Raw genomic sequence first — 24,655 nt, forward strand, 5'->3', positions numbered from 1 at the left:
AGGAACAAGAGGGCGTCCGGGGGGACTGACCTTCAGCGACCGGCAGGCGGGACAGGCGGGAATCGTGAAGATCTTCGGGAAGGTACGGCATCGGCCATCCGCCTCGTGGCGGCAGGCCACCGACCGCGCGTTCACGCTGATCGGCGACGGTCGGTACGAGGACGCGGGAGCGCTGCTGACACGCGCGGCGGACCTCGAGCCCTGGTTGTCCGAGTCCTGGTTCAACCTCGCGCTGCTGCACAAGTTCCGGCACGACTGGGAACAGGCCCGTTCCGCCGGGCTGCGCGCCGTGGCGCTCCTCGACCGGGAGACCGGCGCTCCCGACTGGTGGAACGTGGGCATCGCGGCCACCGCGCTCCAGGACTGGCCGCTGGCCCGCCGTGCCTGGCAGGCGTACGGCCTGAAGGTGCCCGGGGAGCCCACCGAGAGCGGCGAGCCGCACGGCATGGAGCTGGGCAGCGCCGCCGTCCGCCTCTCGCCCGAGGGCGAGGCCGAGGTGGTCTGGGGCCGCCGGCTCGACCCGGCGCGCATCGAGGTGCTCTCGATCCCGCTGCCGTCCTCCGGGCGGCGCTGGGGCGAGGTCGTCCTGCACGACGGTGTGCCGCACGGCGAGCGCGTCACCGCCGCCGGACCGTCCTTCCCCGTGTTCGACGAGATCGAACTGTGGGCGCCGTCGCCCGTGCCGACCTGGGTGGTTCTCCTGGAGGCCGCCACCGAGTCCGACCGGGACGCCCTGGAGCGGCTGGCCGCCGACGCGGGCTTCGCCGCCGAGGACTGGTCCTCGTCCGTACGGCTGCTCTGCCGGTCCTGCTCCGAGTCCCAGATGCCCAGCGACGAGGGCGACGGCGAGCACCTCGACCCGCACGACCACAGCGAACCGGGCCATCCGGGACCGCTCGGGCACCGCACGGCCGGCGCCGGTGAGCTGTGGCTGCCGGAGCGCGAGTGCGGCATCGCGGCGCCCGCCGGACTGGTGCGCGGACTGCTCGACGGGTGGGTCGCCGACAACCCCGACAGCCGTGAGTGGCGGGATCTCGAAGAAGTCTGCTGAGCGTTCCGCCGGAGCCTGCCCGTAGGCTGTACGGGCATCGGATCCGGTATCGCCGGGTTTCCGGTTTCCCGGGTTTCTTGGTTTTGAGGAAGGCGTACGGCGGACATGGCGCAGCAGGAGACGGACCAGCAGGCGACGGACCAGCAGGTCATCAACGACGGGTTCGTCGTGGACACGGAGGACACCGAGGAGCGCGAGCGGGCCCACCGCGAGCGCGGTACCGCCCGCCCCATCACCGTCGTGGGGAACCCGGTCCTGCACAGGGAGTGCAAGGACGTCACGGAGTTCGACGACAAGCTCGCCGCGCTGATCGACGACATGTTCGCCAGCCAGCGCGCCGCCGAGGGCGTCGGCCTGGCCGCCAACCAGATCGGCGTCGACCTCAAGGTCTTCGTCTACGACTGCCCGGACGACGACGGCGTGCGACACGTCGGCGTGGTCTGCAACCCGGTCCTCCAGGAGCTCCCGCAGGAGCAGCGCCAGCTCGACGAGTCCAACGAGGGCTGCCTGTCGGTCCCGACGGCGTACGCCGAACTGGCCCGCCCCGACTACGCCGTGGTCCACGGCCAGGACGCCCGGGGCAACCCGATCAAGGTGCGCGGCACGGGCTACTTCGCGCGGTGCCTCCAGCACGAGACGGACCACCTGTACGGCTACCTGTACATCGACCGGCTCTCGAAGCGCGACCGCAAGGACGCGCTGAAGCAGATGGCCGAGGGCACGGCGCGCTACGAGACCGTCCCGAACGACTGACCAACTCCGTGCCGCCGGGGGGCGACCGCCATTGGTCGGACAAATGACCATGGGGGTCGCCCTGTTGACGCGCGTCCACGAGGGCGTCAGTGTCGGGCGTGCCCCCCGCTTCCGCGTTCCCGGTATGGAGGTCCCATGCTCCGACGTACGGCGAGAACCATCCTGTGTCTTGTCATGCTCATGGTCGCCGGATTGGCCGGTACGGTCGTCACCGCCGGCACCGCGCACGCCGACGGCTGCTACACCTGGTCGCGCACGCTGTCCCAGGGCGCCACCGGGGCCGACGTCACGCAGCTCCAGATCCGGCTCGGCGGCTACCCCGGCTACGGCGCGGTGCTCGCCGTCGACGGTTCCTACGGGCCCGCCACCACCGCCGCCGTCAAGCGCTTCCAGTCCGCGTACGGGCTGGCCGCCGACGGCGTCGCGGGCAGCGCCACCTTCAGCAAGCTCTACGCGCTCCAGGACGACGACTGCACGCCCGTCCACTTCAGCTACGCCGAGCTCAACGACTGCAACAGCACCTGGGAGGGCGGTGCGGTGAGCGCGGCCACCGCCAGGGCCAACGCCCTGCGCACCATGTGGAAGCTCGAAGCGCTGCGGCACGCGCTCGGCGACCAGCCCATCACCGTCACCAGCGGCTTCCGCTCGTACGCCTGCAACGACGCGGTCGGCGGGGCCAGTGGCAGCCGGCACCTGTACGGGGACGCCGCCGACCTCGGGGCCGGCCCGCACTCCCTGTGCACCCTGGCCAAGCAGGCGCGCAACCACGGCTTCAACGGCATCCTCGGCCCGGGCTACCCCGGCCACGGCGACCACACGCACCTGGACCACCGCGCGAGCCGGTTCTGGTCGGCGTCGAGCTGCGGCGTCTCCTGAGCCGTCCCGCGCACCCCTTCCGGGGACCGGCGACGGCCTACGCGGCCAGCGCCGGGCCCCGGAAGGTGCGGCGGTACGCGTTCGGAGTGGTCCCCAGGGACCGTACGAACTGATGACGCAGCGCCGCCGCGTTGCCGAATCCCGCGCGCCCCGCGACGGCGTCCACCGTGTCGTCCGTCGCCTCCAGCAACTCCTGCGCCAGCAGCACCCGTTGCCGCAGCAGCCAGCGGTACGGCGTGGTGCCCGTCTCCTGTGAGAAGCGCCGGGCGAAGGTGCGGGGCGACATGTGCGCCCGCTCCGCCAGCTGCTCCACGGTCATCTCCTGGTCCAGGTGCCGCTCCATCCAGCTCAGCACCCCGCCCACCGTGTCGCAGCGCACGTGCGTCAGGGGACGCTCGATGTACTGGGCCTGACCGCCGTCGCGGTGCGGCGGGACCACCATGCGGCGCGCGATCGTGTTGGCGACCTCCGACCCGTGCTCCTGGCGGACGACGTGCAGGCAGGCGTCGATCCCGGCGGCGGTCCCGGCCGAGGTGATGACCGCGCCCTCGTCGACGTACAGCACGTCCGGTTCGACCTTCGCCAGCGGGTGGCGGCGGGCCAGTTCCGCCGAGTGCCGCCAGTGGGTCGTGCACCGGCGCCCGTCCAGCAGCCCCGCGGCCCCGAGCACGAAGGCGCCCGAGCAGACGCTGAGCACGCGGGCCCCGCGGTCGACGGCCCGCCGCAGGGCGTCGAGGAGCGGCTCGGGGTAGGTGCGGGCCTCGCAGTGCTGGTCGGCGGGCACGGCGACGAGATCGGCGCTCTCCAGCCGGTCGAGGCCGTACGGAACGGAGAGGGAGAAGGCGCCCGAGCGGGCCGAGAGCGGGCCCGGTTCGGCCGCGCAGACCGCGAAGTCGTAGACCGGCAGCCCCTGGTCACTGCGGTCGATCCCGAACACCTCGCACAGGACGCCGAGTTCGAACGGGTTGACTCCGTCGACCAGGGCCACGGCAACGTTTTTCAGCATGGGCCGAGTGTGGCAGTAATTCGTGGTTCCATGACAGTCCTGCCACTGACTTTTCTGGATCCCGAGGACCAGAGTGGACGTCATGGAAACCTCTTTGAACTACCTCGCGGTCCTCGTCCTCTTCGTACTCCTCACCCTCCCGTCGTTCCTCGGCCACGCCCGGGAACGCCGGATCGACCGGCAGCTCAGGGACGCGGAGAACCCCCGCCCGCGTCAGTCCGGCACCCCTCGCGGCGCGCCCGGACGGCGGCCGGTGCGGCGGCCCGCCGCCTCGCACGTGCTGTCGTCGGCCGGCAGGTGAACGACCGTACGGCTGTGGGCTGCCCCCGCGTACGCGAGGACAGCCCACAGGCGGGGACGGCTAGAAGTCGTCGTCGAAGGCGACCGAACCCTCGACCGCGACCTGGTACGCCGACGGGCGGCGCTCGAAGAAGTTCGTCAGCTCCTGCACGCCCTGGAGCTCCATGAACGAGAACGGGTTCTGCGAGCCGTACACCGCGGGGAAGCCCAGGCGCTCCAGCCGCTGGTCGGCGACGCACTGCAGGTACTCGCGCATCGACTCGGTGTTCATGCCCGGCAGGCCGTCACCGCACAGGTCGCGGCCGAACTGGAGCTCCGCCTCCACGGCCTCCTTCAGCATGTCCGTGACCTGCTGCTGGAGGGCGTCGTCGAAGAGCTCCGGCTCCTCCTTGCGGACGGTGTCCACGACCTCGAACGCGAAGTTCATGTGCATGGTCTCGTCGCGGAACACCCAGTTGGTGCCCGTCGCCAGGCCGTGCAGCAGACCCCGCGAGCGGAACCAGTAGACGTACGCGAACGCGCCGTAGAAGAACAGGCCCTCGATGCACGCCGCGAAGCAGATCAGGTTCAGCAGGAAGCGGCGGCGGTCGGCCTGGGTCTCCAGGCGCTCGATCTTCTCGACCGAGTCCATCCACTTGAAGCAGAACTGCGCCTTCTCCCGGATCGAGGGGATCTCCTCCACCGCGTCGAACGCCGCGGCGCGGTCGTCCGGGTCGGGCAGGTAGGTGTCGAGCAGCGTCAGGTAGAACTGGACGTGCACGGCCTCCTCGAAGAGCTGGCGCGAGAGGTACAGGCGCGCCTCGGGGGAGTTGATGTGCTTGTAGAGGGTCAGCACCAGGTTGTTGGAGACGATCGAGTCGCCCGTCGCGAAGAACGCGACCAGCCGGCCGATCATGTGCTGCTCACCCGGCGAGAGCTTGGCGAGGTCGGCGACGTCGGAGTGGAGGTCGACCTCCTCCACCGTCCACGTGTTCTTGATCGCGTCCCGGTAGCGCTCGTAGAAGTCCGGGTAGCGCATGGGGCGCAGGGTCAGCTCGAAGCCCGGGTCGAGAAGGTTTTTAGAGATTGCAGCCTTGTCGCTCATGATTACTGGCACGCCTCGCAGGACTCGGGGTTCTCAAGGGAGCAGGCGATCGCTTCCGCGTCGGGGGCGGCGGGGGCCTGCGGTACGGGGACGGGGGCCGCGGCGGCGGCGCCGGAGCCGGCCGCGCGGGCGATGCGGGTCGCGGGGCGCGAGCGCAGGTAGTACGTCGTCTTCAGCCCCTTCTTCCACGCGTACGCGTACATCGAGGAGAGCTTCCCGATGGTCGGCGTCTCCAGGAAGAGGTTCAGGGACTGCGACTGGTCGAGGTACGGCGTACGGGCCGCCGCCATGTCGATCAGTCCGCGCTGCGGGATCTCCCACGCCGTGCGGTACAGCGCCCGCACCTCCTCGGGGATCCAGCTGAAGCCCTGCACCGACCCGCTCGACTCGCGCAGCGCCTCGCGGGACTGGGCGTCCCAGACGCCGAGCTTCTTCAGGTCCTCCACCAGGTAGCCGTTGACCTGGAGGAACTCACCGCTGAGCGTCTCGCGCTTGAAGAGGTTGGAGACCTGCGGCTCGATGCACTCGTACACGCCCGCGATCGACGCGATGGTCGCGGTCGGCGCGATCGCCAGGAGCAGCGAGTTGCGCATGCCCGTTTTGGCGATACGGGCGCGCAGCGCGTCCCACCGCTCCGGCCAGGTGACCTCGACGCCGTAGTGGTCGGGGTGCAGGACGCCGCGCGCCGCGCGGGTCTTCTCCCAGGCCGGGAGCGGGCCGCTGACCTCGGCGAGGTCGCAGGACGCCTCGTACGCGGCGAGCATGATGCGCTCGGCGATCCGGGTGGACAGGTCGCGGGCCTCGGGGGAGTCGAAGGGCAGGCGCAGCTTGAAGAAGACGTCCTGGAGGCCCATCGCGCCCAGGCCCACCGGGCGCCACTTGGCGTTGGAGCGGCCGGCCTGCTCGGTCGGGTAGAAGTTGATGTCGACGACGCGGTCGAGGAACGTGACGGCCGTACGCACGGTCTCGTCCAGCCGCTCCCAGTCGATCTCGCCGTTCCCGAGAACGAACGAACCGAGGTTGACGGAACCGAGGTTGCAGACGGCGGTCTCCCCGTCGTCCGTCACCTCCAGGATCTCGGTGCACAGGTTCGAGGAGTGGACGACCGACCCGGGCTCCGCCGTCTGGTTCGCCGTACGGTTCGACGCGTCCTTGAACGTCATCCAGCCGTTGCCGGTCTGCGCCAGGGTGCGCATCATCCGGCCGTACAGCTGGCGCGCGGGAATCGTCGTACGGGCGAGTCCGTCGGCCTCGGCCTTGCGGTACGCCTGGTCGAACGCGTCGCCCCACAGGTCGACCAGCTCGGGCACGTCGGAGGGCGAGAACAGCGACCAGTCGGCGTCCGCGTCGACGCGGCGCATGAACTCGTCGGGGATCCAGTGCGCGAGGTTCAGGTTGTGCGTACGCCGCGCCTCCTCACCCGTGTTGTCGCGCAGCTCCAGGAACTCCTCGATGTCCGCGTGCCAGGTCTCCAGGTAGACGCAGGCCGCGCCCTTGCGCCGGCCGCCCTGGTTGACGGCGGCGACCGACGAGTCGAGGGTGCGCAGGAAGGGGACGATGCCGTTGGAATGGCCGTTCGTGCCGCGGATCAGGGAGCCGCGGGCGCGGATGCGGGAGTACGAGAGGCCGATGCCGCCCGCGTGCTTGGACAGGCGCGCGACCTCGTGGTAGCGGCCGTAGATCGAGTCGAGCTCGTCGAGCGGCGAGTCCAGCAGGTAGCAGGACGACATCTGCGGGTGGCGCGTACCGGAGTTGAAGAGGGTCGGCGAGGACGGCAGGTAGTCCAGGCGGCTCATCAGGCGGTACAGCGCGGCGACCTCGTCGGCGGCGGCGGGGGACTCGTCCTTGGCGAGCCCGGACGCCACGCGCAGCATGAAGTGCTGCGGGGTCTCGATCACCTGGCGGGTGATGGGGTGGCGCAGGAGGTAGCGGCTGTAGACCGTGCGCAGGCCGAAGTAGCCGAAGCGGTCGTCGGCGGCGGGGTCCACGAGCGCGTCGAGACGGGCCGCGTGGGCGGTCACGAAGGCGGCCGTACGGTCGGCGATGAGGCCCTCGCGGTGGCCGACGGAGACCGAGTCGGAGAACGTGCGGACGCCCTGTGTCGCCGCCTCGTCGCGGATCGTCCGGGTCAGGAGGCGGGCCGCGAGCCGGGAGTACGCCGGGTCCTCGGCGATCAGACCGGCGGCGGCGTCGGTGGCGAGGCCCCGGAGCTCGGCCGCGTCCGACGCCGCGTTGCGGCCGCGCAGCGCGGCTGCGGCGACTCTGCCCGGGTCGGTGTCGGGGAGGTCGACGGTCAGGTCGGTGAGGGTCCGCAGCAGTGCGGTCCCGGCTCCGGGTCCGTCGGACGACTCCGTCGACTCCGTGGCGGTTGCCGGATCGGCTGACGCGATGGTCACGGGGTGCTCTCCCTCGCTCGGCTCGGGGCCGGCGGGGGAGGAGTGGGGGCGTACGGGCGCGCGTCACCCCGCGGGGGCGGCGCACCGCGTAGCATCCACAGGCCCAACCGCGAGGCCCGGACGTGTCGGTACCCGGTTCGGTCGAGCCGGATACGCCGTCGGCAGGTCCTCGGACTCCTGGGTGCGCAAAAGCGCACCGATCACACCGTTGCGGGACAGTTCCGGATTCACACCGGATTCCCCTGCGGCGACAGCGAGCATGAGCATACATGTGGGGGCGGTGGGGAGTTGCACCCCCCACATGTTGTGTCGCGCGAGGAGGATCAGGGCGGCTGTCACAGCTCTCGGCTATCGTCGTGAACACAAGGAGGTACGCCCATGTCAGCCGTCGACGACCGGCCCCACCTGCTCCCCGAAGAGTTCGACGAGGCCACGCGCATACTGACCCGCACGACCGAGGGCGTGCGGCTGGAGCTCATCGACGGGAGGCTGAGGAGCAGGGTTGTGCCGGACGGTGATCACGGGCGGATCATTCAGTGGTTGACGCGCATCTGTATGCAGTCCCGCCCCGAGCTGTGGCTCCATCCCGACCAAGGGCTGAAGGTGCAGGCCTACCGGAAGGGGCGCGCGCGCCCCGACGGCTCACTCGCGCCCAGTGACGCCTTCGTCGGCCAAGGCGAGTGGGCCGACCCGGATCAGGTGCTCATGGTCGTCGAGGTCACGTCGTACGACACCGACACCGACCAGCGCGACCGGGTGGAGAAGCCCCGCGCCTACGCCCAGACCGGCATTCCGGTGTACCTGTTGATCGACCGGGACACCTGCGAGGTGACGGTCTACAGCGAGCCCGACGGCGTGCGGTACGAGAACGCGCACATCGTCCCCTTCGGCAAGCCCTTGACGCTGCCCGGTCCAGTGGACATCAGGCTGGAGACCGAGGCCCTCAAGGAGTGGGTGCGCTGACGCGCCGACGGGCCGCCGCGTACCCCGGTGAGGAAACGCGACGGCCCGTCGGCCGTGCTCAGCAGCAGCGGAAGCCCTCGCGGGGATCCGCCTCGCGGGCGTCGGTGCGGCCGCGTTCGAACTCGCGGCGCGTCATGACCGGCGCTTGCGGGTCGCAGGACCGCGCGTGGGCGACGTACCGGTCGTACGCCGACTCGCCCGTCAGCTCGCGGACGTACCAGCGGATGCGGCCCGCCGCCCTTCGCACGTCCGTCAACGTCATTCGGACGTCCCCGCCCCGGCCGGCGCCGTCTCCTTGCGGTTGCCGCCCTCGGGGCCGACACCGGCCGCTACCAGCTCGGCCTTCTCCTCCTTGGTCGCGATGATCGAGGCCGGCGCGACGAGCCGGGACTCGACGTACGGAGCCTCGTGGAGCTTCACGCTCTCGGGGTCGCGGATCGCCTTGAGGCAGACCCGGCCGGCGTCCGCGAGCACCACCACGATGAGGATCGCGAAGAGCGCGCACAGCACGCCGTCGACGGTCGAGTTGGTGACGACGGTGTGCATCTGGTCCATGTTCTTCGCGGGCGGCAGCACCTGGCCCGCGTCGATGCCCGCCTGGTACTTGTCGCGCTGCGCGAAGAAGCCGACCTTCACGTCGTCCGAGAAGATCTTCTGCCAGCTGGCGGTGAGCGTGACCGCCACGTCCCACGCGAGCGGCACCGCCGTCACCCAGGCCCACTTCAGGCGGCCGGACTTCACGAGCAGGGTGGTGCAGACGGCGAGCGCGACGGCGGCCAGGAGCTGGTTGGCGATGCCGAAGAGCGGGAAGAGCTGGTTGATGCCGCCCAGCGGGTCGTGCACGCCGACCCACAGGAAGTAGCCCCAGCCGCCGACGACGACCGCGCTGGCGAACCAGACGCCCGGCTTCCAGCTCACCTGGCGGAACGGCTTGTAGACGTTGCCCAGCATGTCCTGGAGCATGAAGCGCCCGACGCGGGTGCCGGCGTCGACCGTGGTGAGGATGAACAGCGCCTCGAACATGATGGCGAAGTGGTACCAGAACGCCTTCATCGCGGTGCCGCCGACGACGGCGGAGAAGATCTCCGACATGCCGAGCGCGAACGTCGGCGCGCCGCCGGTGCGCGACAGCAGGCTCTGCTCCTCGACGTCCTTGGCCGCCTGGGCCAGGGCCTCCGGGGAGATGGAGAAGCCGAGGTTGGTCACCGCCTCGGACGCCGCCTGGACGCTGTCCCCGACCACGCCGACGGGCGAGTTGATGGCGAAGTACAGCCCCGGGTCGATGATGCAGGCCGTGATCATCGCCATCACGGCGACGAACGACTCGGTCAGCATCGCCCCGTAGCCGATCATCCGGATCTGCGTCTCCTTCTGGACCATCTTCGGGGTGGTGCCCGAGGAGACCAGGGAGTGGAAGCCGGACAGCGCGCCGCAGGCGATGGTGATGAAGACGAACGGGAACATCGAGCCGGCGAAGACCGGTCCCGTGCCGCTGGTCGCGAAGTCGGTGACGGCGGGCATCTTCATCGTCGGCAGGGCGATGAACACGCCGAGCGCGAGCAGCGCGATGGTGCCGACCTTCATGAAGGTGGAGAGGTAGTCGCGCGGGGCGAGCAGCAGCCACACCGGGAGGACCGAGGCCAGGAAGCCGTACACGATCATCCAGACGACGAGCGTGCCCGGCTCCAGCGTGAACGTGTCCGCCCACGAGGACTCCGCGACCCAGCCGCCCGAGACGATCGCGAGCAGCAGCAGCGCGACGCCGATCAGCGAGACCTCGCTGACCCGGCCGGGCCGCAGCACGCGCAGGTAGACGCCCATGAAGAGGGCGATCGGGATGGTCATGCCGATGGAGAAGACGCCCCAGGGCGAATGCGCCAGCGCGTTCACGATGACCAGCGCGAGCACCGCCAGCAGGATGATCATGATGGCGAAGACGGCGACCAGCGCCGCCGCGCCGCCGAACGGCCCTATCTCGTCCCGCGCCATCTGGCCGAGCGAACGGCCGTCGCGGCGGGTGGAGAAGAAGAGCGTCACCATGTCCTGGACGGCGCCGGCGAGGATGACGCCGACGATGATCCATATCGTGCCGGGCAGGTAGCCCATCTGCGCGGCCAGCACGGGACCGACCAGCGGGCCCGCGCCCGCGATGGCGGCGAAGTGGTGCCCGAACAGCACGCGGCGGTCGGTCGGGTGGAAGTCGACACCGTTGTCGAGCCGCTCGGCCGGAGTGGCCCGGTTCTTGTCGACCTTCAGCACCCGGTGGGCGATGAAGCGCGAGTAGAAGCGGTACGCGATGGCGTACGAGCCGAGGGCCGCCGCCAGCATCCAGGCGGCGGAGACCTCCTCGCCGCGCGAAAGGGCGAGCACCGCCCAGGCGATGGCGCCGACGAGAGCCACGGCGCTCCACACGGCGATGGACTTCGGGGACAGGGCCCGTCGTCTCTGGGCTGGTGTTGTCGACTGCGGCTCCGGCATGACGGTCCGTCCCCTCGCGCGATCTTTCTCGTAACGTGCGCGAAATCTAGGTGCTGTGACCGCCGGGCGTAACCCCCCGTCCGCATATCGGTACGGACACGGCCCGACCATTGCAGGTCGGAGCCGTACCAGAACTCCCTCGGCCCCCGGGCCGCTTCGGACGCCGCCCGGGCCCTCGGCCGCTGTGTGGAGCGCCGCCGTGTCAGTCCGTGGGCCGCTTGAGGTTCGCCACGAACTTGTAGCGGTCGCCGCGGTAGACGGAACGCACCCATTCCACCGGTTCGCCGTTCCCGTCGATCGAGTGCCGGGAGAGCATCAGCATCGGCAGGCCCACGTCCGTGCCGAGCAGCCCGGCCTCGCGCGGGGTGGCCAGCGAGGTCTCGATGGTCTCCTCGGCCTCGGCGAGACGGACGTCGTAGACCTCCGCCAGCGCCGTGTAGAGCGAGGTGTACTTGACGAGCGAGCGGCGCAGCGCCGGGAAGCGCTTCGCCGACAGGTGCGTCGTCTCGATCGCCATCGGCTCGCCGCTCGCCAGCCGCAGCCGTTCGATGCGCAGGACCCGCCCGCCCGCCGAGATGTCGAGCAGCCCGGCGAGCGTGTCGTCCGCGGTGACGTAGCCGATGTCCAGCAGCTGGGACGTGGGCTCCAGGCCCTGCGCGCGCATGTCCTCGGTGTACGAGGTGAGTTGCAGCGCCTGCGAGACCTTGGGCTTGGCCACGAACGTGCCCTTGCCCTGGATCCGCTCCAGGCGGCCCTCGACGACCAGTTCCTGGAGCGCCTGGCGCACGGTCGTGCGGGACGTGTCGAACTCGGCCGCGAGGGTCCGCTCCGGCGGTACGGGCGTCCCCGGCGGGAGGGTTTCCGTCATGTCCAGCAAATGGCGCTTGAGCCGGTAGTACTTGGGCACGCGCGCGCTGCGTGTCGTCGCCGCCGCCGTGCCCTCGGCCTCCGTGCCGCCCCCGTCCGTGGCCATGACCCGCCTTTCCGACTTCTGTGCTGCTGCCGTCACCGGCTCCTCCGACTGTCGCGGCTCACATGGTGGCACGGCCTCGCCGAAGGTCGTCGCCCTTGCTCAGGTGTCGGTCCGATAACGGACGCGAGAGCCCTTCTTATACACCCTTGACACCCATAAAGGTCTAGGCCAAGCTCCCGGTACTGGTCTAAACCATTAAAGACCAAGGTCCCACCCCCGGGCAGTACTTGTCGTAAGTCTTCGCGGTGGGCAGGGGGGTTGCAGGCATCCCTGAGGAGGGTGGCGTGAAGCGCAAGCTCATCGCGGCGATAGGCGTCGCGGGCATGATGGTCGGCATGGCGGCGTGTGGCGACTCGGGCGGCACGGGCGGTGGCGACAAGGCGAAGCCCAAGGAGCTCACGGTCTGGCTCACGGTCGACGCCCAGAACAACTGGCCCGAACTGGTCAAGGCGGCCGACGACAAGATCGCCAAGAAGTACCCGGGCATCAAGATCAAGCACGAGTACTACGGCTGGCCGGACAAGAACGCCAAGCTCGACGCCGTACTCGCCACGGACAAGGCCCCCGACGTCGTCGAGATGGGCAACTCGGAGATGGTCGGCTACATGTCCACCGGCGCCTTCGCCGAGGTCGACCCGTCGAAGTTCGACAAGTCGGACGAGTGGCTCGACGGCCTCAAGCTGTCCGTCACGTACGAGGGCAAGACGTACGGCGTGCCCTACTACGCCGGTGGCCGCGTCGGCACCTGGCGCAAGGACATCGCCGCCGAGGCGGGCGTGAAGACCCCGCCGAAGACGTACAAGGAGCTCACCTCCGCACTGGACAAGATCCAGAAGAAGAAGGGCGACAAGTTCAGCGCCTGGTACCAGCCGTCGCCCGACTGGTACGCGGCCATGTCGTTCGTCTACGACGCCGGCGGCTCCATCGCCGAGCAGTCCGGCGACCAGTGGAAGTCCAACCTGTCCTCCGCCGAGTCCCTCAAGGGCCTGGGCGAGTACAAGAAGGTCCTCGACAAGTACATGCACGCGGACAAGACCAAGGACGAGGCCGACCGCCCGGTCGTCTTCGGCCAGGGCAAGGCCGCGACGATGTTCGCCGCCGCGTGGGAGGGCGGGACCGCCGCCGACCCGAAGAACGACAAGGTCGGCAAGCTCGCCGACAAGATCGAGAGCTTCGTGATGCCCGGCCCGTCCGGCAAGAACCTCCCGGTCTTCCTCGGCGGTTCCGACCTGGCCATCCCGGTCAAGTCCGACGCCCAGGCCGCCGCGGCGGAGTGGATCAACGCGTTCACCGGCGCCGAGGGTCAGAAGGGCCTCGTCGGCAAGGGCAACCTCCCGAACAACAAGTCGGACCTGGAGCCCCTGAAGTCGGACCCGGCGACCGCCGTCCCGGCCACCGCCGCCGCGTCCAGCTGGTTCGTTCCCACCGCTCCCGGCTGGGGCCAGGTCGAGAAGGGCAAGATCCTCCAGACCATGCTCCAGGAGATCGGCACCGGCAAGAAGTCGGTCGAGGCCGCCGCGAAGGCCGCCGACGCCAAGATCGACAAGGTCATCAACACCAAGTGACCTCGAGCGGGCAGGGCCACCGCCGTACCGGCGTGGCCCTGCCCGCCCGCAGTAGCAGAGGGAGCTGTGAGGAGCGCGCGATGAGTGCCGCAGAGACAACCACCGCCAAGGCGCCGCCGACGCGGCCGGCGCCGTCGCCGCGAACCGGGGCGCGGGTGCCCGGAAAACCCGTCAGGAAGCCGTCCGCCGGCGCCGCCGCCGTGCCGTGGGCGCTGCTCGCTCCCTGCCTGCTGGTCATCGTGCTCGTCATGGGCTATCCGCTGGTGCGGCTGGTGACGCTGTCGTTCCAGAGTTTCGGTAAATCGGAGCTGTGGGGCTTCAAGGAGGCCGAGTGGGTCGGCCTGAAGAACTTCACCGCGATACTCGGCGACGGCGAGTTCTGGGCGGTGGTCGTACGGACCGTCGTCTTCACGGCCGGCGCCGTCATCCTGACCATGGTGCTCGGCATGCTGATCGCCCTGCTGATGCAGCGGGTGTCCGGCTGGGTGAAGGCGCTCATCAGCATCGCCCTGGTCGCGAGCTGGGGCATGCCGATCATCGTCGCCACGGCCATCTTCAAGTGGATCTTCGACACCGACTACGGCGTGCTCAACTGGCTGCTGAGCAAACTGCCCGGAGTCGAGATGGTCGGCCACAACTGGTTCGCCAGCGGCCCGCAGGGCCTGGCCGTCATCATGCTGCTCGTCGTGTGGGGCGCCGTTCCCTTCGTCGTGATCACGCTCAGCGCCGGTCTGACGCAGGTCCCCAAGGAGATGGAAGAGGCCGCCCGGCTCGACGGAGCCGGTGCCTGGGGCGTGTTCCGCTGGGTCACCCTGCCCATCCTCAAGCCCATCCTCGTCATGCTGACCACGCTGTCGGTGATCTGGGACATGGGCGTCTTCCCGCAGGTCTTCGTGATGCGGGGCGGCAACCCGGAAGCCGAGTTCCAGCTGCTCACCACGTACTCGTACCAGAAGGCGTTCGTGGTCAACGACTACTCCGGCGGCTCCGCCATCGCCCTGGTCACCGTCTTGCTGCTGCTGGGCGTGGTCGCCGTCTACATGCGTCAGATGCTCAAGATCGGAGAGGTGGAGTGACCTCGACCACCGCGGCTCCCGCCGCCGTCGCGCCCCCCAGGAGCGCTCCCGCCACGAGCCGTCCCCGGAGGGGCAGGAGGGGCAGGGCCGGCTGGAACGCCCTCGGGCTGCTGGTCTTCGTCGTCATGGGCTTCCCGGTCTACTGGATGCTCAACACGGCGTTCAAGCCCGCCAAGGACGCGATCGATCCCAACCCCCAGTTCTTCCCCAGCCCGTTCACGCTGGAGAACTTCCGGCGCGCGTTCGACGTGGCGGACTTCTGGGGCCCGGTCGGCCGCAGCCTGGCCGTCTCCTCCGTCGTGGTCGTCATCGGCATCGTGGTCGGCATGCTCGCCGCGCTCGCCATCTCGCGGTTCGCCTTCCGGGGCCGCAAGATCGTGATCGTCGGCATCCTCGCGGTCCAGATGGTCCCGCTGGTCGCCATGATCATCCCGGTCTTCCTGCTCCTGAACGAGTTCGGTCAGTACGACAAGATCACCGGACTCATCATCACGTACCTGACCTTCGTCCTCCCCTTCACCGTGTGGACGCTGCGCGGCTTCATCGTGAACATCCCCAAGGAGCTGGAGGAGGCGGCCATGGTCGACGGCTGCACCCGCTCCGGAGCGTTCGTCCGCGTCGTCTTCCCGCTGCTCGCCCCCGGCATGGTGGCGACCTCGGTGTACGGCTTCATCCAGGCGTGGAACGAGTACCTGTACGCGCTGATGCTGATGAGCCAGCAGAACCAGACGGCGACGGTCTGGCTCGGCAACTTCACCACCAAGCACGGCACCGAGTACGCCCCGATGATGGCCGGCGCCACCATGATGGCCGTCCCCATCGTGATCCTCTTCCTCCTCGTCCAGCGCAAGATGGCCGCGGGCCTGACGGCCGGCGCAGTGAAGGGATAACGCCGCCATGACGACATTCGCGAGCCGTACGGACACCCTGACCCGCGACGCCCTCGCGGTCCTCCAGCCCGGCTTCGAGGGGGCCACCGCCCCCGACTGGCTGCTGCGCCGCGTCGGCGAGGGCCTCACCTCGGTCGGCCTGTTCGGCCGCAACATCGCCTCGCCGGAGCAACTGGCCTCTCTCACCGCGCGGTTGCGGGCCGAGCGCGACGACATGCTCGTCGCGATCGACGAGGAGGGCGGCGACGTCACCCGCCTGGAGGTCCGCCACGGCTCCTCGTTCCCCGGCAACCTCGCGCTGGGCGCCGTCGACGACACCGCGCTCACCCGGGACGTGGCCCGCGAACTCGGCCGCAGACTGGCCGAATGCGGAGTCAACCTGAACTGGGCGCCCTCCGCCGACGTCAACTCCAACCCGGGCAATCCGGTCATCGGGGTACGTTCCTTCGGCGCCGACCCGCTGCTCGTCGCCCGGCACACCGCGGCGTACGTCGAGGGTCTCCAGGCCGCCGGAGTCGCCGCCTGCACCAAGCACTTCCCCGGACACGGCGACACCGCCGTCGACTCGCACCACGCACTCCCCACGATCGACGTGGATTTGGACACACTGCACGCCCGTGAGCTGGTGCCTTTCCGGGCGGCGATCGCGGCGGGCTCCAAATCTGTCATGAGCGCGCATATCCTGCTTCCTGCGCTCGACCCGTCCCGTCCGGCCACTCTGAGCCCGCAGATCCTCACCGGTCTGCTGCGCGAGGAGCTCGGCTACGACGGGCTGATCATCACCGACGGCATGGAGATGCAGGCGATCTCCGGGACGTACGGCATCGAGCGTGGCAGCGTCATGGCGATCGCCGCCGGCGCCGACGCGATCTGCGTCGGGGGCGGGCTGGCGGACGACGAGACCGTGCTGCGGCTGCGCGACGCGCTCGTCGCTGCCGTGCGCGGCGGCGTACTGCCGGAGGAACGGCTGGCCGACGCGGCCGCGCGCGTGCGCGCGCTCGCGGGCTGGGCGCAGCGGACCAGGGGGGCCCGGGGGGCCTCCGGGCCGGGCGCGGCTTCACAGGAGGGGACCGCGCCCGGACCCGGCGCGGGCTCACGTCCCGAGGTCGGCCTGGTGGCCGCACGCCGGGCGCTGCGCGTCACGCGGAGCCCCGGTTTCGAGCCCGTCACCGCCGCTCCCTACGTCGCGTCCTTCTCAGCCGGAGCCAACATCGCCGTCGGCGACGAGACGCCCTGGGGTGTGGCCGCCGAACTCGCGCGCCTGCTGCCGGGCACCGCGACGGGAACCTACGGCGAGGAGAACGCCACGGCGGAGCGGGTCACCGGGGACGCTGGGGACCGCCGCGTCGTCGCGGTCGTACGCGACGCCCACCGCCACCCGTGGATGGCGGTCGCCCTGGAGTCGCTGACCGCGGCCCGCCCCGACACCGTCGTCGTCGAGATGGGCGTGCCGCAGGCGCAGACGCGCGGGGCCCTCTACATCGCCACGCACGGCGCCGCCCGGGTCTGCGGCCGGGCGGCCGCCGAGGTGATCGCGGGCGTCTGAGCGGCCCTACGACAACGAGTGCCGAGTGCCGGGGTCCGGGGGGACCTCGGCACTCGTCGTGTCGTCGGGCGGTGCGCCCGCCGCTACAGCCCTTGCCAGGCCGGCTTCGCCGCGTAGGTCGCCCGGAAGTAGTCCGCCAGCTTCAGCTTGGACGCCGCGGCCTCGTCGACGACGACCGTCGCGTGCGGGTGGAGCTGGAGCGCGGAGCCCGGGACCAGCGCCGCGACCGGGCCCTCGACGGTCTGCGCCACGGCCTCGGCCTTGCCCTCGCCGGTGGCGAGCAGCACCAGGTGACGGGCCTCCAGGATGGTGCCGATGCCCTGGGTGACGACGTGGTGCGGCACCTGGTCGATGTCGTTGTCGAAGAAGCGCGCGTTGTCGACGCGGGTCTGCTCGGTCAGCGTCTTGATGCGGGTGCGGGAGGCGAGCGAGGAGCACGGCTCGTTGAAGCCTATGTGCCCGTCGGTGCCTATGCCGAGCAGCTGGAGGTCCACGCCCCCGGCCTCGCTCAGCGCGCGGTCGTACGCCGCGCAGGCCGCCTCGATGTCCTCGGCGGCCCCGTCGGGCCCCATGAAGGACTTCTCGGTCAGACCGAGCGGCTCGACGACCTCGCGCAGCACGACGGAGCGGTACGACTCGGGGTGCCCGGCGGGCAGCCCGACGTACTCGTCGAGCTGGCAGACCCGGGCGCGCGACGCGTCGACCTCGCCCGCGCGGACCATGGCCGTCAGCGCCTCGTAGACGGGCAGCGGGGAGGAACCGGTGGCCACGCCGAGCAGTGCGTCGGGCTTGTGGGTCAGCAGCCGGCCGATGGCCGCCGCGATGAGCTCGCCGCCCGCTTTGGCGTCCGGGACGATGACAACTTCCACGCTGAGCCTGCCGATCTGAGAGGAGGAGCCGCTTGTGGTATAGACCAATCTAGCAGAGGCGGTGCCGTGTTCCAGGTGCTCTTCGCGATGCGGACGCCCGTCTTTCCATGGTCGACTGAGACGCGTGGATCGTCACCTTTTTGGAGGTATCGGGCATGGTCGAACAGCCAGGCAGGATGATGGCCGCCGAGATCGCCGAGCAGCCCGCCGTGCTGCGGCGGCTCCTGGAGGCCGGAGCGCCGCGCATCCGCGAGACCGCGCGGGCCGTCGCCGCCCGGAGCCCGCGCTTCGTCCTGCTCACGGCCCGGGGCACGTCGGACAACGCGGCGCTCTACGCCAAGTACCTGATGGAGATCCAGCTCGGCCTGCCCTGCGGCCTGAGCTCCATGTCCACGACGACGGCGTACGGCGCCCGCCCGGACCTGCGGCAGGGGCGATCACGCTCGCCGTCACCAACAACGCGGACTCGCCGCTGGCGGCCGTCAGCGAGCACCACATCGACATCCTCGCGGGCCGGGAGAAGGCCCTGCCCGCCACCAAGACGTACACCGCCTCCCTGCTCGCCCTCTACCTCCTCGTGGAGGGCCTGCGGGGCGGCGACGGGGCGGCGGCCTCGGTCCTGCCCGGCCACGCCGAACGGATCCTCGCCCGCCGGGAGGAGGTCAGGCAGCTCGCCGGGCGCTACCGGTTCGCCGGCCGCATGGTCATCACCTCGCGCGGTTACGGCTACCCCACGGCCAAGGAGGCGGCGCTCAAGCTCATGGAGACGAGCTACATCCCCGCGCTCTCCTACTCCGGCGCCGACCTGCTGCACGGCCCGCTCGCCATGGTGGACAACATCTCCCCGGTCATCGCCGTCGTGACGGCGGGCAGGGGCGGTGAGGCCCTCCAGCCCGTGCTGGACCGCCTGCGCGGGCGCGGCGCCGACCTCGTGGTGATCGGCCCGGCCGCGCAGGTCGGCGCGGCCTCGGCCGGCTTCGTACTCGCGCTGGAGGGCGTCCCGGAGGAGCTCCAGCCGGTGCTGGAGATCCTTCCGCTCCAGCTCCTGGCGTACGAGGTGACGATCGCCCGGGGCCAGGACCCGGACGCCCCGCGCGCCCTGGCGAAGGTCACAGAAACCCACTGAAGGCCGTACGTGTCCGCACGCGGGCACTTCATCCGGTAATTTGACCAGGCACGGCCATAGACACGGATAATGGTCTAGTCCACAATGGGCAGGTAAAGAAAATAGCCTCCTCCCTCCCCGCACAGGAGGGTGGATCGAGGTAGCGGTGCTCTCTGCCCTGACTGCGCCGTCACCTCCACAAGGCCGCGCGGGACCGCACACCCGCTCGGTCGAGCAGCTCCGGGCTGCGGTGCCGGGAGGGCTGAGGGTCCCTCCCAGGCGCCGCGGCCATGGGGTTGCCGCAGCGCGGGTACGCTCGCACACGTGCCCTCCATGAACGACCTCGTCCGCCAGCACACCGCTCTGAGTGAAACCGACCTCGAGTGGCTCCATCTGCTGGTCTCGGAGTGGCAGCTGCTCTCCGACCTCTCCTTCGCCGACCTCGTCCTGTGGGTCCCCACCCTCGACGGGACCCGCTACGTCTCCGTCGCGCAGATGCGGCCCAACACCGGCCCCACCTCCTACCAGGACGACATGGTCGGCCACCTGGTCCCGCGCGGCCGCCGCCCGCTCCTCGACGCCGCCCTCGACGAGGGCCGCATAGTCCGGGAGGGCGACCCGGAGTGGCGCGAGGAGGTCCCCGTACGGGTCGAGTCGATCCCCGTACGCCGCGAGGGCCGCGTCCTCGGCGTCATCGCCCGCAACACGAACCTGCTCACCGTGCGCACCCCCAGCCGCCTGGAGCTGACGTACCTCCAGAGCGCGTCCGACCTGGCGCAGATGATCGCCGCCGGATCGTTCCCCTTCCCGGGCCAGCAGGTCGACATGGACGCCTCGCCGCGCGCCGGGGACGGACTGATCCGGCTCGACGCGGACGGCATCGTGCAGTACGCGTCGCCGAACGCCCTGTCCGCCTACCACCGTCTGGGCCTCGCCTCCGACCTCGTCGGCCACCACCTCGGCCAGGCCACGGCCGAACTGGCTCCCTCCCGGGGCCCCGTGGACGAAGCCCTGGTCAAACTGGCCAGCGGTTACGCCCCGCGCGAGACCGAGGTCGAGGGCAGCAGCGGCGTCATCCAGTTGCGCGCCATTCCGCTGAAGCCGAAGGGCACCCGGATCGGTTCGCTCGTCCTGTGCCGCGACGTGACGGAACTGCGCCGCCGCGAGCGCGAGTTGATCACCAAGGACGCGACCATCCGGGAGATCCACCACCGGGTGAAGAACAACCTCCAGACGGTGGCGGCGCTGTTGCGGCTCCAGGCTCGCCGCATGGACTCCGAGCAGGGCCGCGAGGCGCTCAACGAGGCGGTGCGCCGGGTCGGCTCGATCGCGATCGTCCACGAGACGCTGTCGCAGAACCTCGACGAGCGCGTGGAGTTCGACGAGATCGCCGACCGGGTGATCGCCATGGTCGCCGAGATCTCGCCGGGCAAGGTGGCCTGCCGCCGCGCCGGGCGCTTCGGCATACTCGACGCCGAGGTCGCGACACCGCTCGCGATGGTCCTGACCGAGGTGCTCCAGAACGCGCTGGAGCACGCCTTCGCGCCGGCCGAGCACGGCTCGGTCGAGGTCGCCGCCGTGCGCGGCGGCGACCACAAGGACGCCCGGCTGCTCATCACCGTCCAGGACGACGGCCGCGGACTGCCCGAGGGCTTCGACCCGAAGCGGACGGGGAACCTCGGGCTCCAGATCGTACGAACCCTGGTCGAGGGGGAGTTGGGCGGGACGTTCGACATGGTCCCGGCCCCCGAGCGCGGCACTCGGGTCGTACTCGACGTGCCCGTACGCGCCGCGAAGTAGGGCCACGCGACGCCTGCGGCCACGCGCCGCCGCGTGATGCCGCGCCGGAAAAGCGGCGAGCCCCGGACCTAGGGTACGGTCCGGGGCTCAAAGCTCACGTTGCTAAGCGCATCGGGGGTACTGCGCGCTGCGGCTCGGGGGCGGGTGGTGCGTACGCGCTGTACGCGCCGCCAAGCTCAGGCTCGTGCGGGGTGGTGGATCAGGCGGTCGCGTTGCGCGCCCGGTTGCGAGCGGCGCGGCGCTTCATCGCGCGGCGCTCGTCCTCGCTGAGGCCACCCCAGACGCCGGAGTCCTGGCCGGACTCGAGCGCCCACTGCAGGCACTGCTCCATGACGGGGCAGCGGCGGCAGACGGCCTTGGCTTCCTCGATCTGCAGCAGCGCAGGACCGGTGTTGCCGATGGGGAAGAACAGCTCCGGGTCTTCCTCACGACAAACGGCGTTGTGACGCCAGTCCATGGCTGCTACCTCTCCTTGGTATTACAAGCACGTTGCTTGTGAATGTGAACGCTTTCACGAATCCCCCCGCAAGTGAAGGGCCGACTGCCAGTTGCCTGGTGTGGGTCCTGTGTGGAGGAGGGGTTCCGGCTTTCAGTGGAGGCCGGTGTTGCGGGCCGTCCCGATCGCCATGTAGAGATTCCCAAACCTCGGCAGCGGATACAACCCCTTCTGGAAAGTTTTTTTTGATTCCTCGGTGTCGGGTAGGTCACAGCCGTACTTCTATGGGGTGTAACCCAGCCCGTACGTTCGAGTTAAAGGACTTTTGCGCGTTCCGCTCACACAATCACACGCAGTGCACGGCGAACGCCTGTGAACGTCACGCTCGTACGCAGTCCGAGGTGGTCACCGTCCATCTGGAAGGGGAGCGGGGCCTTCGAATGCAAGGTGAAGTCGGTCAGGTCATGCAATGTCACCGCATGTTTGCCATGGGGTCCGCGCTCGGGCGACGAGGTCAGCAGCTGGGTCGCGTACCGGGCCACGGCGGGGGTCGACAGCTTGGTCAGTCCGAGCACGTCGAGGGCCTTGTCGAACGACGCCTCGGGGGACGCGTACATCGGACGATTGCCCAGGTAGGTCCAGGGGGCGGTGTTGCAGACTATGGACAGCACAAGATCCTCGACCGGGTCGTGGCCCGGACGCTCCAGGGTGATCAGTCCCTGCAGGCGGTGCGGTTCCATCAGGAACTGGCGTACGACCTGGCGGACGTAGAGGGCGTGCGTCGAACGCTTTCCGCGCTCCCTGTGCTGCTCGACCCTGCCGATCACTCCGGCGTCGAAGCCGAATCCCGCACAGAACGTGAACCAGCGGGCCGGGACTGATTCGTCCTCCGTTCCCGGGGTACCCGCCGCCAGTCCGAGGCCGACGGTGCGCTCACTGTGCGTGCGCAGCGCGTCCAGGATCGCGCCCGTCGCCTCGACGGCGTCGTTGGGAATGCCGAGGGCGCGCGCGAAGACGTTCGTGGAACCGCCCGGCACGACGGCCAGGCGCGGCAGCCGCTCGGGATCCGGGCCCTCGTGGAGGAGACCGTTGACGACCTCGTTGACCGTGCCGTCGCCGCCGAGCGCCACGACCAGTTCTATGTCCTTGCTCTCCACCGCCCGCCGGCCCAGGTCGCGGGCGTGCCCCCGGTACTCGGTCGTCACGACCTCCAGCTTCATCTCGCTGGCGAGGGCATGGATCAGGACATCGCGGGTGCGTGCGCTGGTGGTGGTAGCTGCCGGATTGACCACGAGGAGTGCACGCATGAGCGCCAGACTACCCAGTACGGAGTACCTGGCCCAGACCTGGTCCGCCGGGGCGGCCGGTTACGCTGCAGGGGTGAGCAATGAGCAGACCTCCGAGGCCGCCACCGCACCCCGCCCCGGCCGGCTGACCGCCGCCGCCGGGCTCGCCGCGTTGGAGGGCCTGGCCCTGGTGGCGGGCGGCGCGTACATGCTCGTGATGGGGCTGCTCGGCAGCCCCGACAAGCCCGAGCAGGCGGAGATGGGCGGCCTCACCCTGATCGCCCTCGCGCTGCTGCCGCTGCTGGCCGCGCGCGGACTGCTGAAGTGCCGCGCCTGGAGCCGCGGGCCGGCGATCATCACGCAGATCATGGCCCTGCCGGTGGCCTGGACGCTGCTGCGTTCCGAGGGCGCCCTGCTGATTCCGGCCGGCATCGCCCTCGCGGCGGTGGCCGTGGCGTCGCTGGTCCTGCTGGTCAATCCCGCGACGAACCGGGCGCTGGGCATTCGCGGCCCCCGCGACGCGTGACGACGGCGCCGCGGGTCACCGCGGGGACGGTACGGACCGCCGGGCGGCGCCGGCGGTGCGGACTGCCGCCCGGTCCTGCTTCCGGCCCCTGTCCTGCCCGGTCCTGATCCTGCCCGGTCCTGCTTACTCCTCGACCAGCAGCTTCTCGCGGAGCTGCGCCAGCGTGCGCGCCAGCAGCCGGGAGACGTGCATCTGGGAGATGCCCACCTCCGTGGCGATCTGCGACTGCGTCATGTTGCCGAAGAACCGCAGCAGCAGGATGCGCTTCTCGCGCGGCGGAAGGTCTTCCAGGAGGGGCTTGAGCGACTCCCGGTACTCGACGCCCTCCAGCGCCTCGTCCTCGGAGCCCAGCGTGTCCGCCACCGCCGGGGACTCGTCGTCGGTGTCCGGCACGTCCAGCGACAGCGTGCTGTACGCGTTGGCGGACTCCAGGCCCTCGAGGACCTCCTCCTCCGAGATGCCCAGGCGCTCCGCCAGCTCGTGCACGGTGGGGGACCGGCCGTGCTGCTGGGAGAGCTCGGCCGTGGCCGTGGTGAGCGACAGGCGCAGCTCCTGGAGCCTGCGCGGCACCCGCACGGCCCAGCCCTTGTCGCGGAAGTGCCGCTTGATCTCACCGACGACGGTGGGCGTGGCGTACGTCGAGAACTCGACCCCGCGCTCCGGATCGAACCGGTCCACCGACTTGATGAGCCCGATCGTGGCGACCTGGGTCAGGTCGTCGAGCGGCTCGCCCCGGTTGCGGAAGCGGCGCGCCAGGTGCTCGACCAGCGGCAGGTGCATGCGCACCAGCCGGTTGCGCAGCTCCGCCTTCTCGGCCGAACCGTCCGGCAGCTCCCGCAGCTCGACGAAGAGCGCACGCGCGCCACTGCGGTCGTTCGGATCACGGCGCTCGTGGGCGTCGTGGCGCTCGTGCTCCCGCTCCGTGGAGTGCTGTCCGTGCTCGCTCATATGGCCCGCCCGCTCCGCCTGCTCCGCCGCCACCGTGCCCTCCGGGCCGTCCGCCGGTCCGTCGACCGCCGGCCCGCCGTCCACCGGTCCGTCGACCGGGTGGGGGCGGGCCTGCTGCTCAGGGATGCCCGAGGGTGCGGGCGCGGGACCGGCCGGGACCGCGCGCCCTCCCGTCGGCGCCTGTGGGCTGAGCTCCTCGTTGCGCACCGGCCCGTCCCCGTTCCTCACGCCGGCCCGGGTCCCGCGCCGCGCTGTTTGTACAGGCTGATGGTGACCGTACGGTCCTCCGCGACCGTGGAGTCGACCTTGCCCGCGAGTGCCGAGAGCACCGTCCAGGCGAAGGTGTCGCGCTCCGGCGCGCGTCCGTCGGTGGTGGGGGCGGAGACCGTGACGTCGAGGGCGTCGTCGACGAGCCGGAAGACACAGCTGAGGACGGAACCCGGCACGGCCTGCTGGAGCAGGATCGCGCAGGCCTCGTCGACCGCGATGCGCAGATCCTCGATCTCGTCGAGGGTGAAGTCCAAGCGCGCCGCGAGTCCGGCCGTGGCCGTACGCAGCACGGACAGATAGGCACCTGCAGCGGGCAGCCGGACTTCCACGAAGTCCTGGGTCCCGGGCTCGCCTGCGATCTGGGACACCCTCACCTCCAAGGTGGCACAAGCTCTTTCGGGGGTTCGGGAGGCAGCGCCCCCCGAAGCCACGCGGTACGTCATTACGTTCGTTCGCCG

22 protein-coding genes, 1 pseudogene and 1 riboswitch are annotated in these 24,655 nt (G+C 70.4%); of the genes and pseudogenes, 12 read left to right on the forward strand and 11 right to left on the reverse strand.

Translation table 11 applies throughout. From position 1 onward, the window contains the following. Positions 1-64: 64 nt before the first annotated feature. The 3 genes from ACWGH0_RS16385 (at position 65) to ACWGH0_RS16395 (ending at position 2,680) form a co-directional block, all read left to right on the forward strand. A complete protein-coding gene (locus tag ACWGH0_RS16385) occupies positions 65-1,051 on the forward strand; it encodes a tetratricopeptide repeat protein (RefSeq protein ID WP_452807762.1) in 987 nt (328 codons plus the stop codon). A gap of 105 nt (positions 1,052-1,156) precedes the next feature. Beyond that, positions 1,157-1,804 (forward strand): peptide deformylase, encoded by a 648-nt coding sequence (def, locus tag ACWGH0_RS16390; RefSeq protein WP_453404817.1) that lies wholly within the window; start codon positions 1,157-1,159, stop codon positions 1,802-1,804. A 135-nt stretch (positions 1,805-1,939) separates the two neighbouring features. After that, positions 1,940-2,680: a D-Ala-D-Ala carboxypeptidase family metallohydrolase gene (locus ACWGH0_RS16395; protein ID WP_453404818.1), complete on the forward strand. Its 741-nt coding sequence runs from the start codon at positions 1,940-1,942 to the stop codon at positions 2,678-2,680. A 37-nt stretch (positions 2,681-2,717) separates the two neighbouring features. Here ACWGH0_RS16395 and ACWGH0_RS16400 read toward each other — a convergent pair whose 3' ends face one another. Further along, positions 2,718-3,686: a helix-turn-helix domain-containing protein gene (locus tag ACWGH0_RS16400; protein ID WP_453404819.1), complete on the reverse strand. Its 969-nt coding sequence runs from the start codon at positions 3,684-3,686 to the stop codon at positions 2,718-2,720. Positions 3,687-3,768: 82 nt separating this feature from the next. Here ACWGH0_RS16400 and ACWGH0_RS16405 point away from each other — a divergent pair, with 82 nt between their 5' ends. Then, positions 3,769-3,987, forward strand: a complete 219-nt coding sequence (locus ACWGH0_RS16405) for a hypothetical protein (RefSeq protein ID WP_453404820.1) — start codon at positions 3,769-3,771, stop codon at positions 3,985-3,987. Positions 3,988-4,047: 60 nt separating this feature from the next. On the opposite strand, the gene ACWGH0_RS16410 is transcribed toward ACWGH0_RS16405, so the two are convergent. Then, positions 4,048-5,070, reverse strand: a complete 1,023-nt coding sequence (locus ACWGH0_RS16410) for a ribonucleotide-diphosphate reductase subunit beta (RefSeq protein ID WP_453404821.1) — start codon at positions 5,068-5,070, stop codon at positions 4,048-4,050. A gap of 2 nt (positions 5,071-5,072) precedes the next feature. Then, the gene (locus ACWGH0_RS16415; RefSeq protein ID WP_453404822.1) at positions 5,073-7,466 is read right to left on the reverse strand and encodes a ribonucleoside-diphosphate reductase subunit alpha; all 2,394 of its coding nucleotides are present in this window, start codon (positions 7,464-7,466) and stop codon (positions 5,073-5,075) included. A gap of 143 nt (positions 7,467-7,609) precedes the next feature. Then, positions 7,610-7,733: riboswitch (cobalamin riboswitch) on the reverse strand. Between the two features lie 111 nt (positions 7,734-7,844). Between ACWGH0_RS16415 and ACWGH0_RS16420 the strand changes: the two genes are divergently transcribed. Then, positions 7,845-8,429 carry a Uma2 family endonuclease gene (locus ACWGH0_RS16420; protein WP_453404823.1) on the forward strand — a complete coding sequence of 195 codons (585 nt, stop codon included), beginning with the start codon at positions 7,845-7,847 and terminating at the stop codon, positions 8,427-8,429. Between the two features lie 58 nt (positions 8,430-8,487). On the opposite strand, the gene ACWGH0_RS16425 is transcribed toward ACWGH0_RS16420, so the two are convergent. From ACWGH0_RS16425 to ACWGH0_RS16435, 3 genes are all read right to left on the reverse strand, one after another. Further along, positions 8,488-8,691: a YbdD/YjiX family protein gene (locus ACWGH0_RS16425; RefSeq protein ID WP_453404824.1), complete on the reverse strand. Its 204-nt coding sequence runs from the start codon at positions 8,689-8,691 to the stop codon at positions 8,488-8,490. Then, positions 8,688-10,907: a carbon starvation CstA family protein gene (locus ACWGH0_RS16430; protein ID WP_453404825.1), complete on the reverse strand. Its 2,220-nt coding sequence runs from the start codon at positions 10,905-10,907 to the stop codon at positions 8,688-8,690. Before ACWGH0_RS16430 ends, ACWGH0_RS16425 begins: the two co-directional genes overlap by 4 nt. 202 nt (positions 10,908-11,109) lie before the next feature. Beyond that, positions 11,110-11,880 carry a GntR family transcriptional regulator gene (locus ACWGH0_RS16435; RefSeq protein ID WP_453404872.1) on the reverse strand — a complete coding sequence of 257 codons (771 nt, stop codon included), beginning with the start codon at positions 11,878-11,880 and terminating at the stop codon, positions 11,110-11,112. A gap of 284 nt (positions 11,881-12,164) precedes the next feature. Here ACWGH0_RS16435 and ACWGH0_RS16440 point away from each other — a divergent pair, with 284 nt between their 5' ends. The 4 genes from ACWGH0_RS16440 (at position 12,165) to ACWGH0_RS16455 (ending at position 16,957) form a co-directional block, all read left to right on the forward strand. Beyond that, complete coding sequence (locus ACWGH0_RS16440; protein WP_453404826.1) at positions 12,165-13,445, forward strand: extracellular solute-binding protein; 1,281 nt, start codon at positions 12,165-12,167, stop codon at positions 13,443-13,445. 80 nt (positions 13,446-13,525) lie between these two features. Then, complete coding sequence (locus ACWGH0_RS16445; RefSeq protein ID WP_453404827.1) at positions 13,526-14,521, forward strand: carbohydrate ABC transporter permease; 996 nt, start codon at positions 13,526-13,528, stop codon at positions 14,519-14,521. Continuing rightward, positions 14,518-15,411, forward strand: coding sequence for a carbohydrate ABC transporter permease (locus ACWGH0_RS16450; RefSeq protein ID WP_453404828.1), 894 nt, complete (start codon positions 14,518-14,520; stop codon positions 15,409-15,411). Before ACWGH0_RS16445 ends, ACWGH0_RS16450 begins: the two co-directional genes overlap by 4 nt. 7 nt (positions 15,412-15,418) lie before the next feature. Then, positions 15,419-16,957 carry a glycoside hydrolase family 3 protein gene (locus tag ACWGH0_RS16455; RefSeq protein ID WP_453404829.1) on the forward strand — a complete coding sequence of 513 codons (1,539 nt, stop codon included), beginning with the start codon at positions 15,419-15,421 and terminating at the stop codon, positions 16,955-16,957. A gap of 83 nt (positions 16,958-17,040) precedes the next feature. Here the strand turns inward: ACWGH0_RS16455 and nagB are convergent, their stop codons facing one another. Beyond that, positions 17,041-17,826, reverse strand: a complete 786-nt coding sequence (nagB, locus tag ACWGH0_RS16460; protein ID WP_453404830.1) for a glucosamine-6-phosphate deaminase — start codon at positions 17,824-17,826, stop codon at positions 17,041-17,043. Between the two features lie 155 nt (positions 17,827-17,981). Here nagB and ACWGH0_RS16465 point away from each other — a divergent pair. Beyond that, positions 17,982-18,952, forward strand: a pseudogene (locus tag ACWGH0_RS16465) (SIS domain-containing protein). A 312-nt stretch (positions 18,953-19,264) separates the two neighbouring features. Further along, positions 19,265-20,731, forward strand: a complete 1,467-nt coding sequence (locus ACWGH0_RS16470) for a sensor histidine kinase (RefSeq protein WP_453404873.1) — start codon at positions 19,265-19,267, stop codon at positions 20,729-20,731. A 199-nt stretch (positions 20,732-20,930) separates the two neighbouring features. On the opposite strand, the gene ACWGH0_RS16475 is transcribed toward ACWGH0_RS16470, so the two are convergent. Continuing rightward, positions 20,931-21,188 (reverse strand): WhiB family transcriptional regulator, encoded by a 258-nt coding sequence (locus ACWGH0_RS16475; protein WP_004937597.1) that lies wholly within the window; start codon positions 21,186-21,188, stop codon positions 20,931-20,933. 317 nt (positions 21,189-21,505) lie between these two features. Continuing rightward, positions 21,506-22,474, reverse strand: coding sequence for a diacylglycerol/lipid kinase family protein (locus tag ACWGH0_RS16480; RefSeq protein ID WP_453404831.1), 969 nt, complete (start codon positions 22,472-22,474; stop codon positions 21,506-21,508). A 73-nt stretch (positions 22,475-22,547) separates the two neighbouring features. On the opposite strand from ACWGH0_RS16480, the gene ACWGH0_RS16485 reads away from it, so the two are divergent. Next, a complete protein-coding gene (locus ACWGH0_RS16485) occupies positions 22,548-22,979 on the forward strand; it encodes a hypothetical protein (RefSeq protein ID WP_453404874.1) in 432 nt (143 codons plus the stop codon). Positions 22,980-23,102: 123 nt separating this feature from the next. On the opposite strand, the gene ACWGH0_RS16490 is transcribed toward ACWGH0_RS16485, so the two are convergent. Together ACWGH0_RS16490 and ACWGH0_RS16495 are read right to left on the reverse strand one after the other, a co-directional pair. Next, positions 23,103-24,155: an RNA polymerase sigma factor SigF gene (locus ACWGH0_RS16490; RefSeq protein WP_453404832.1), complete on the reverse strand. Its 1,053-nt coding sequence runs from the start codon at positions 24,153-24,155 to the stop codon at positions 23,103-23,105. Continuing rightward, positions 24,152-24,565 carry an anti-sigma regulatory factor gene (locus ACWGH0_RS16495; protein WP_447032396.1) on the reverse strand — a complete coding sequence of 138 codons (414 nt, stop codon included), beginning with the start codon at positions 24,563-24,565 and terminating at the stop codon, positions 24,152-24,154. Before ACWGH0_RS16495 ends, ACWGH0_RS16490 begins: the two co-directional genes overlap by 4 nt. Positions 24,566-24,655: the final 90 nt, after the last annotated feature.

This window comes from Streptomyces sp. NPDC054887, from assembly GCF_053610585.1.

Bases quoted from the DNA above. Each gene is read 5' to 3' on its own strand.
- def (WP_453404817.1), top strand. From the start codon at position 1,157: ATGGCGCAGCAGGAGACGGACCAGCAGGCGACGGACCAGCAGGTCATC.
- ACWGH0_RS16395 (WP_453404818.1), top strand. From the start codon at position 1,940: ATGCTCCGACGTACGGCGAGAACCATCCTGTGTCTTGTCATGCTCATG.
- ACWGH0_RS16400 (WP_453404819.1), bottom strand. From the start codon at position 3,686: ATGCTGAAAAACGTTGCCGTGGCCCTGGTCGACGGAGTCAACCCGTTC.
- ACWGH0_RS16405 (WP_453404820.1), top strand. From the start codon at position 3,769: ATGGAAACCTCTTTGAACTACCTCGCGGTCCTCGTCCTCTTCGTACTC.
- ACWGH0_RS16410 (WP_453404821.1), bottom strand. From the start codon at position 5,070: ATGAGCGACAAGGCTGCAATCTCTAAAAACCTTCTCGACCCGGGCTTC.
- ACWGH0_RS16420 (WP_453404823.1), top strand. From the start codon at position 7,845: ATGTCAGCCGTCGACGACCGGCCCCACCTGCTCCCCGAAGAGTTCGAC.
- ACWGH0_RS16425 (WP_453404824.1), bottom strand. From the start codon at position 8,691: ATGACGTTGACGGACGTGCGAAGGGCGGCGGGCCGCATCCGCTGGTAC.
- ACWGH0_RS16430 (WP_453404825.1), bottom strand. From the start codon at position 10,907: ATGCCGGAGCCGCAGTCGACAACACCAGCCCAGAGACGACGGGCCCTG.
- ACWGH0_RS16435 (WP_453404872.1), bottom strand. From the start codon at position 11,880: ATGGCCACGGACGGGGGCGGCACGGAGGCCGAGGGCACGGCGGCGGCG.
- ACWGH0_RS16445 (WP_453404827.1), top strand. From the start codon at position 13,526: ATGAGTGCCGCAGAGACAACCACCGCCAAGGCGCCGCCGACGCGGCCG.
- ACWGH0_RS16455 (WP_453404829.1), top strand. From the start codon at position 15,419: ATGACGACATTCGCGAGCCGTACGGACACCCTGACCCGCGACGCCCTC.
- ACWGH0_RS16470 (WP_453404873.1), top strand. From the start codon at position 19,265: ATGAACGACCTCGTCCGCCAGCACACCGCTCTGAGTGAAACCGACCTC.
- ACWGH0_RS16475 (WP_004937597.1), bottom strand. From the start codon at position 21,188: ATGGACTGGCGTCACAACGCCGTTTGTCGTGAGGAAGACCCGGAGCTG.
- ACWGH0_RS16480 (WP_453404831.1), bottom strand. From the start codon at position 22,474: ATGCGTGCACTCCTCGTGGTCAATCCGGCAGCTACCACCACCAGCGCA.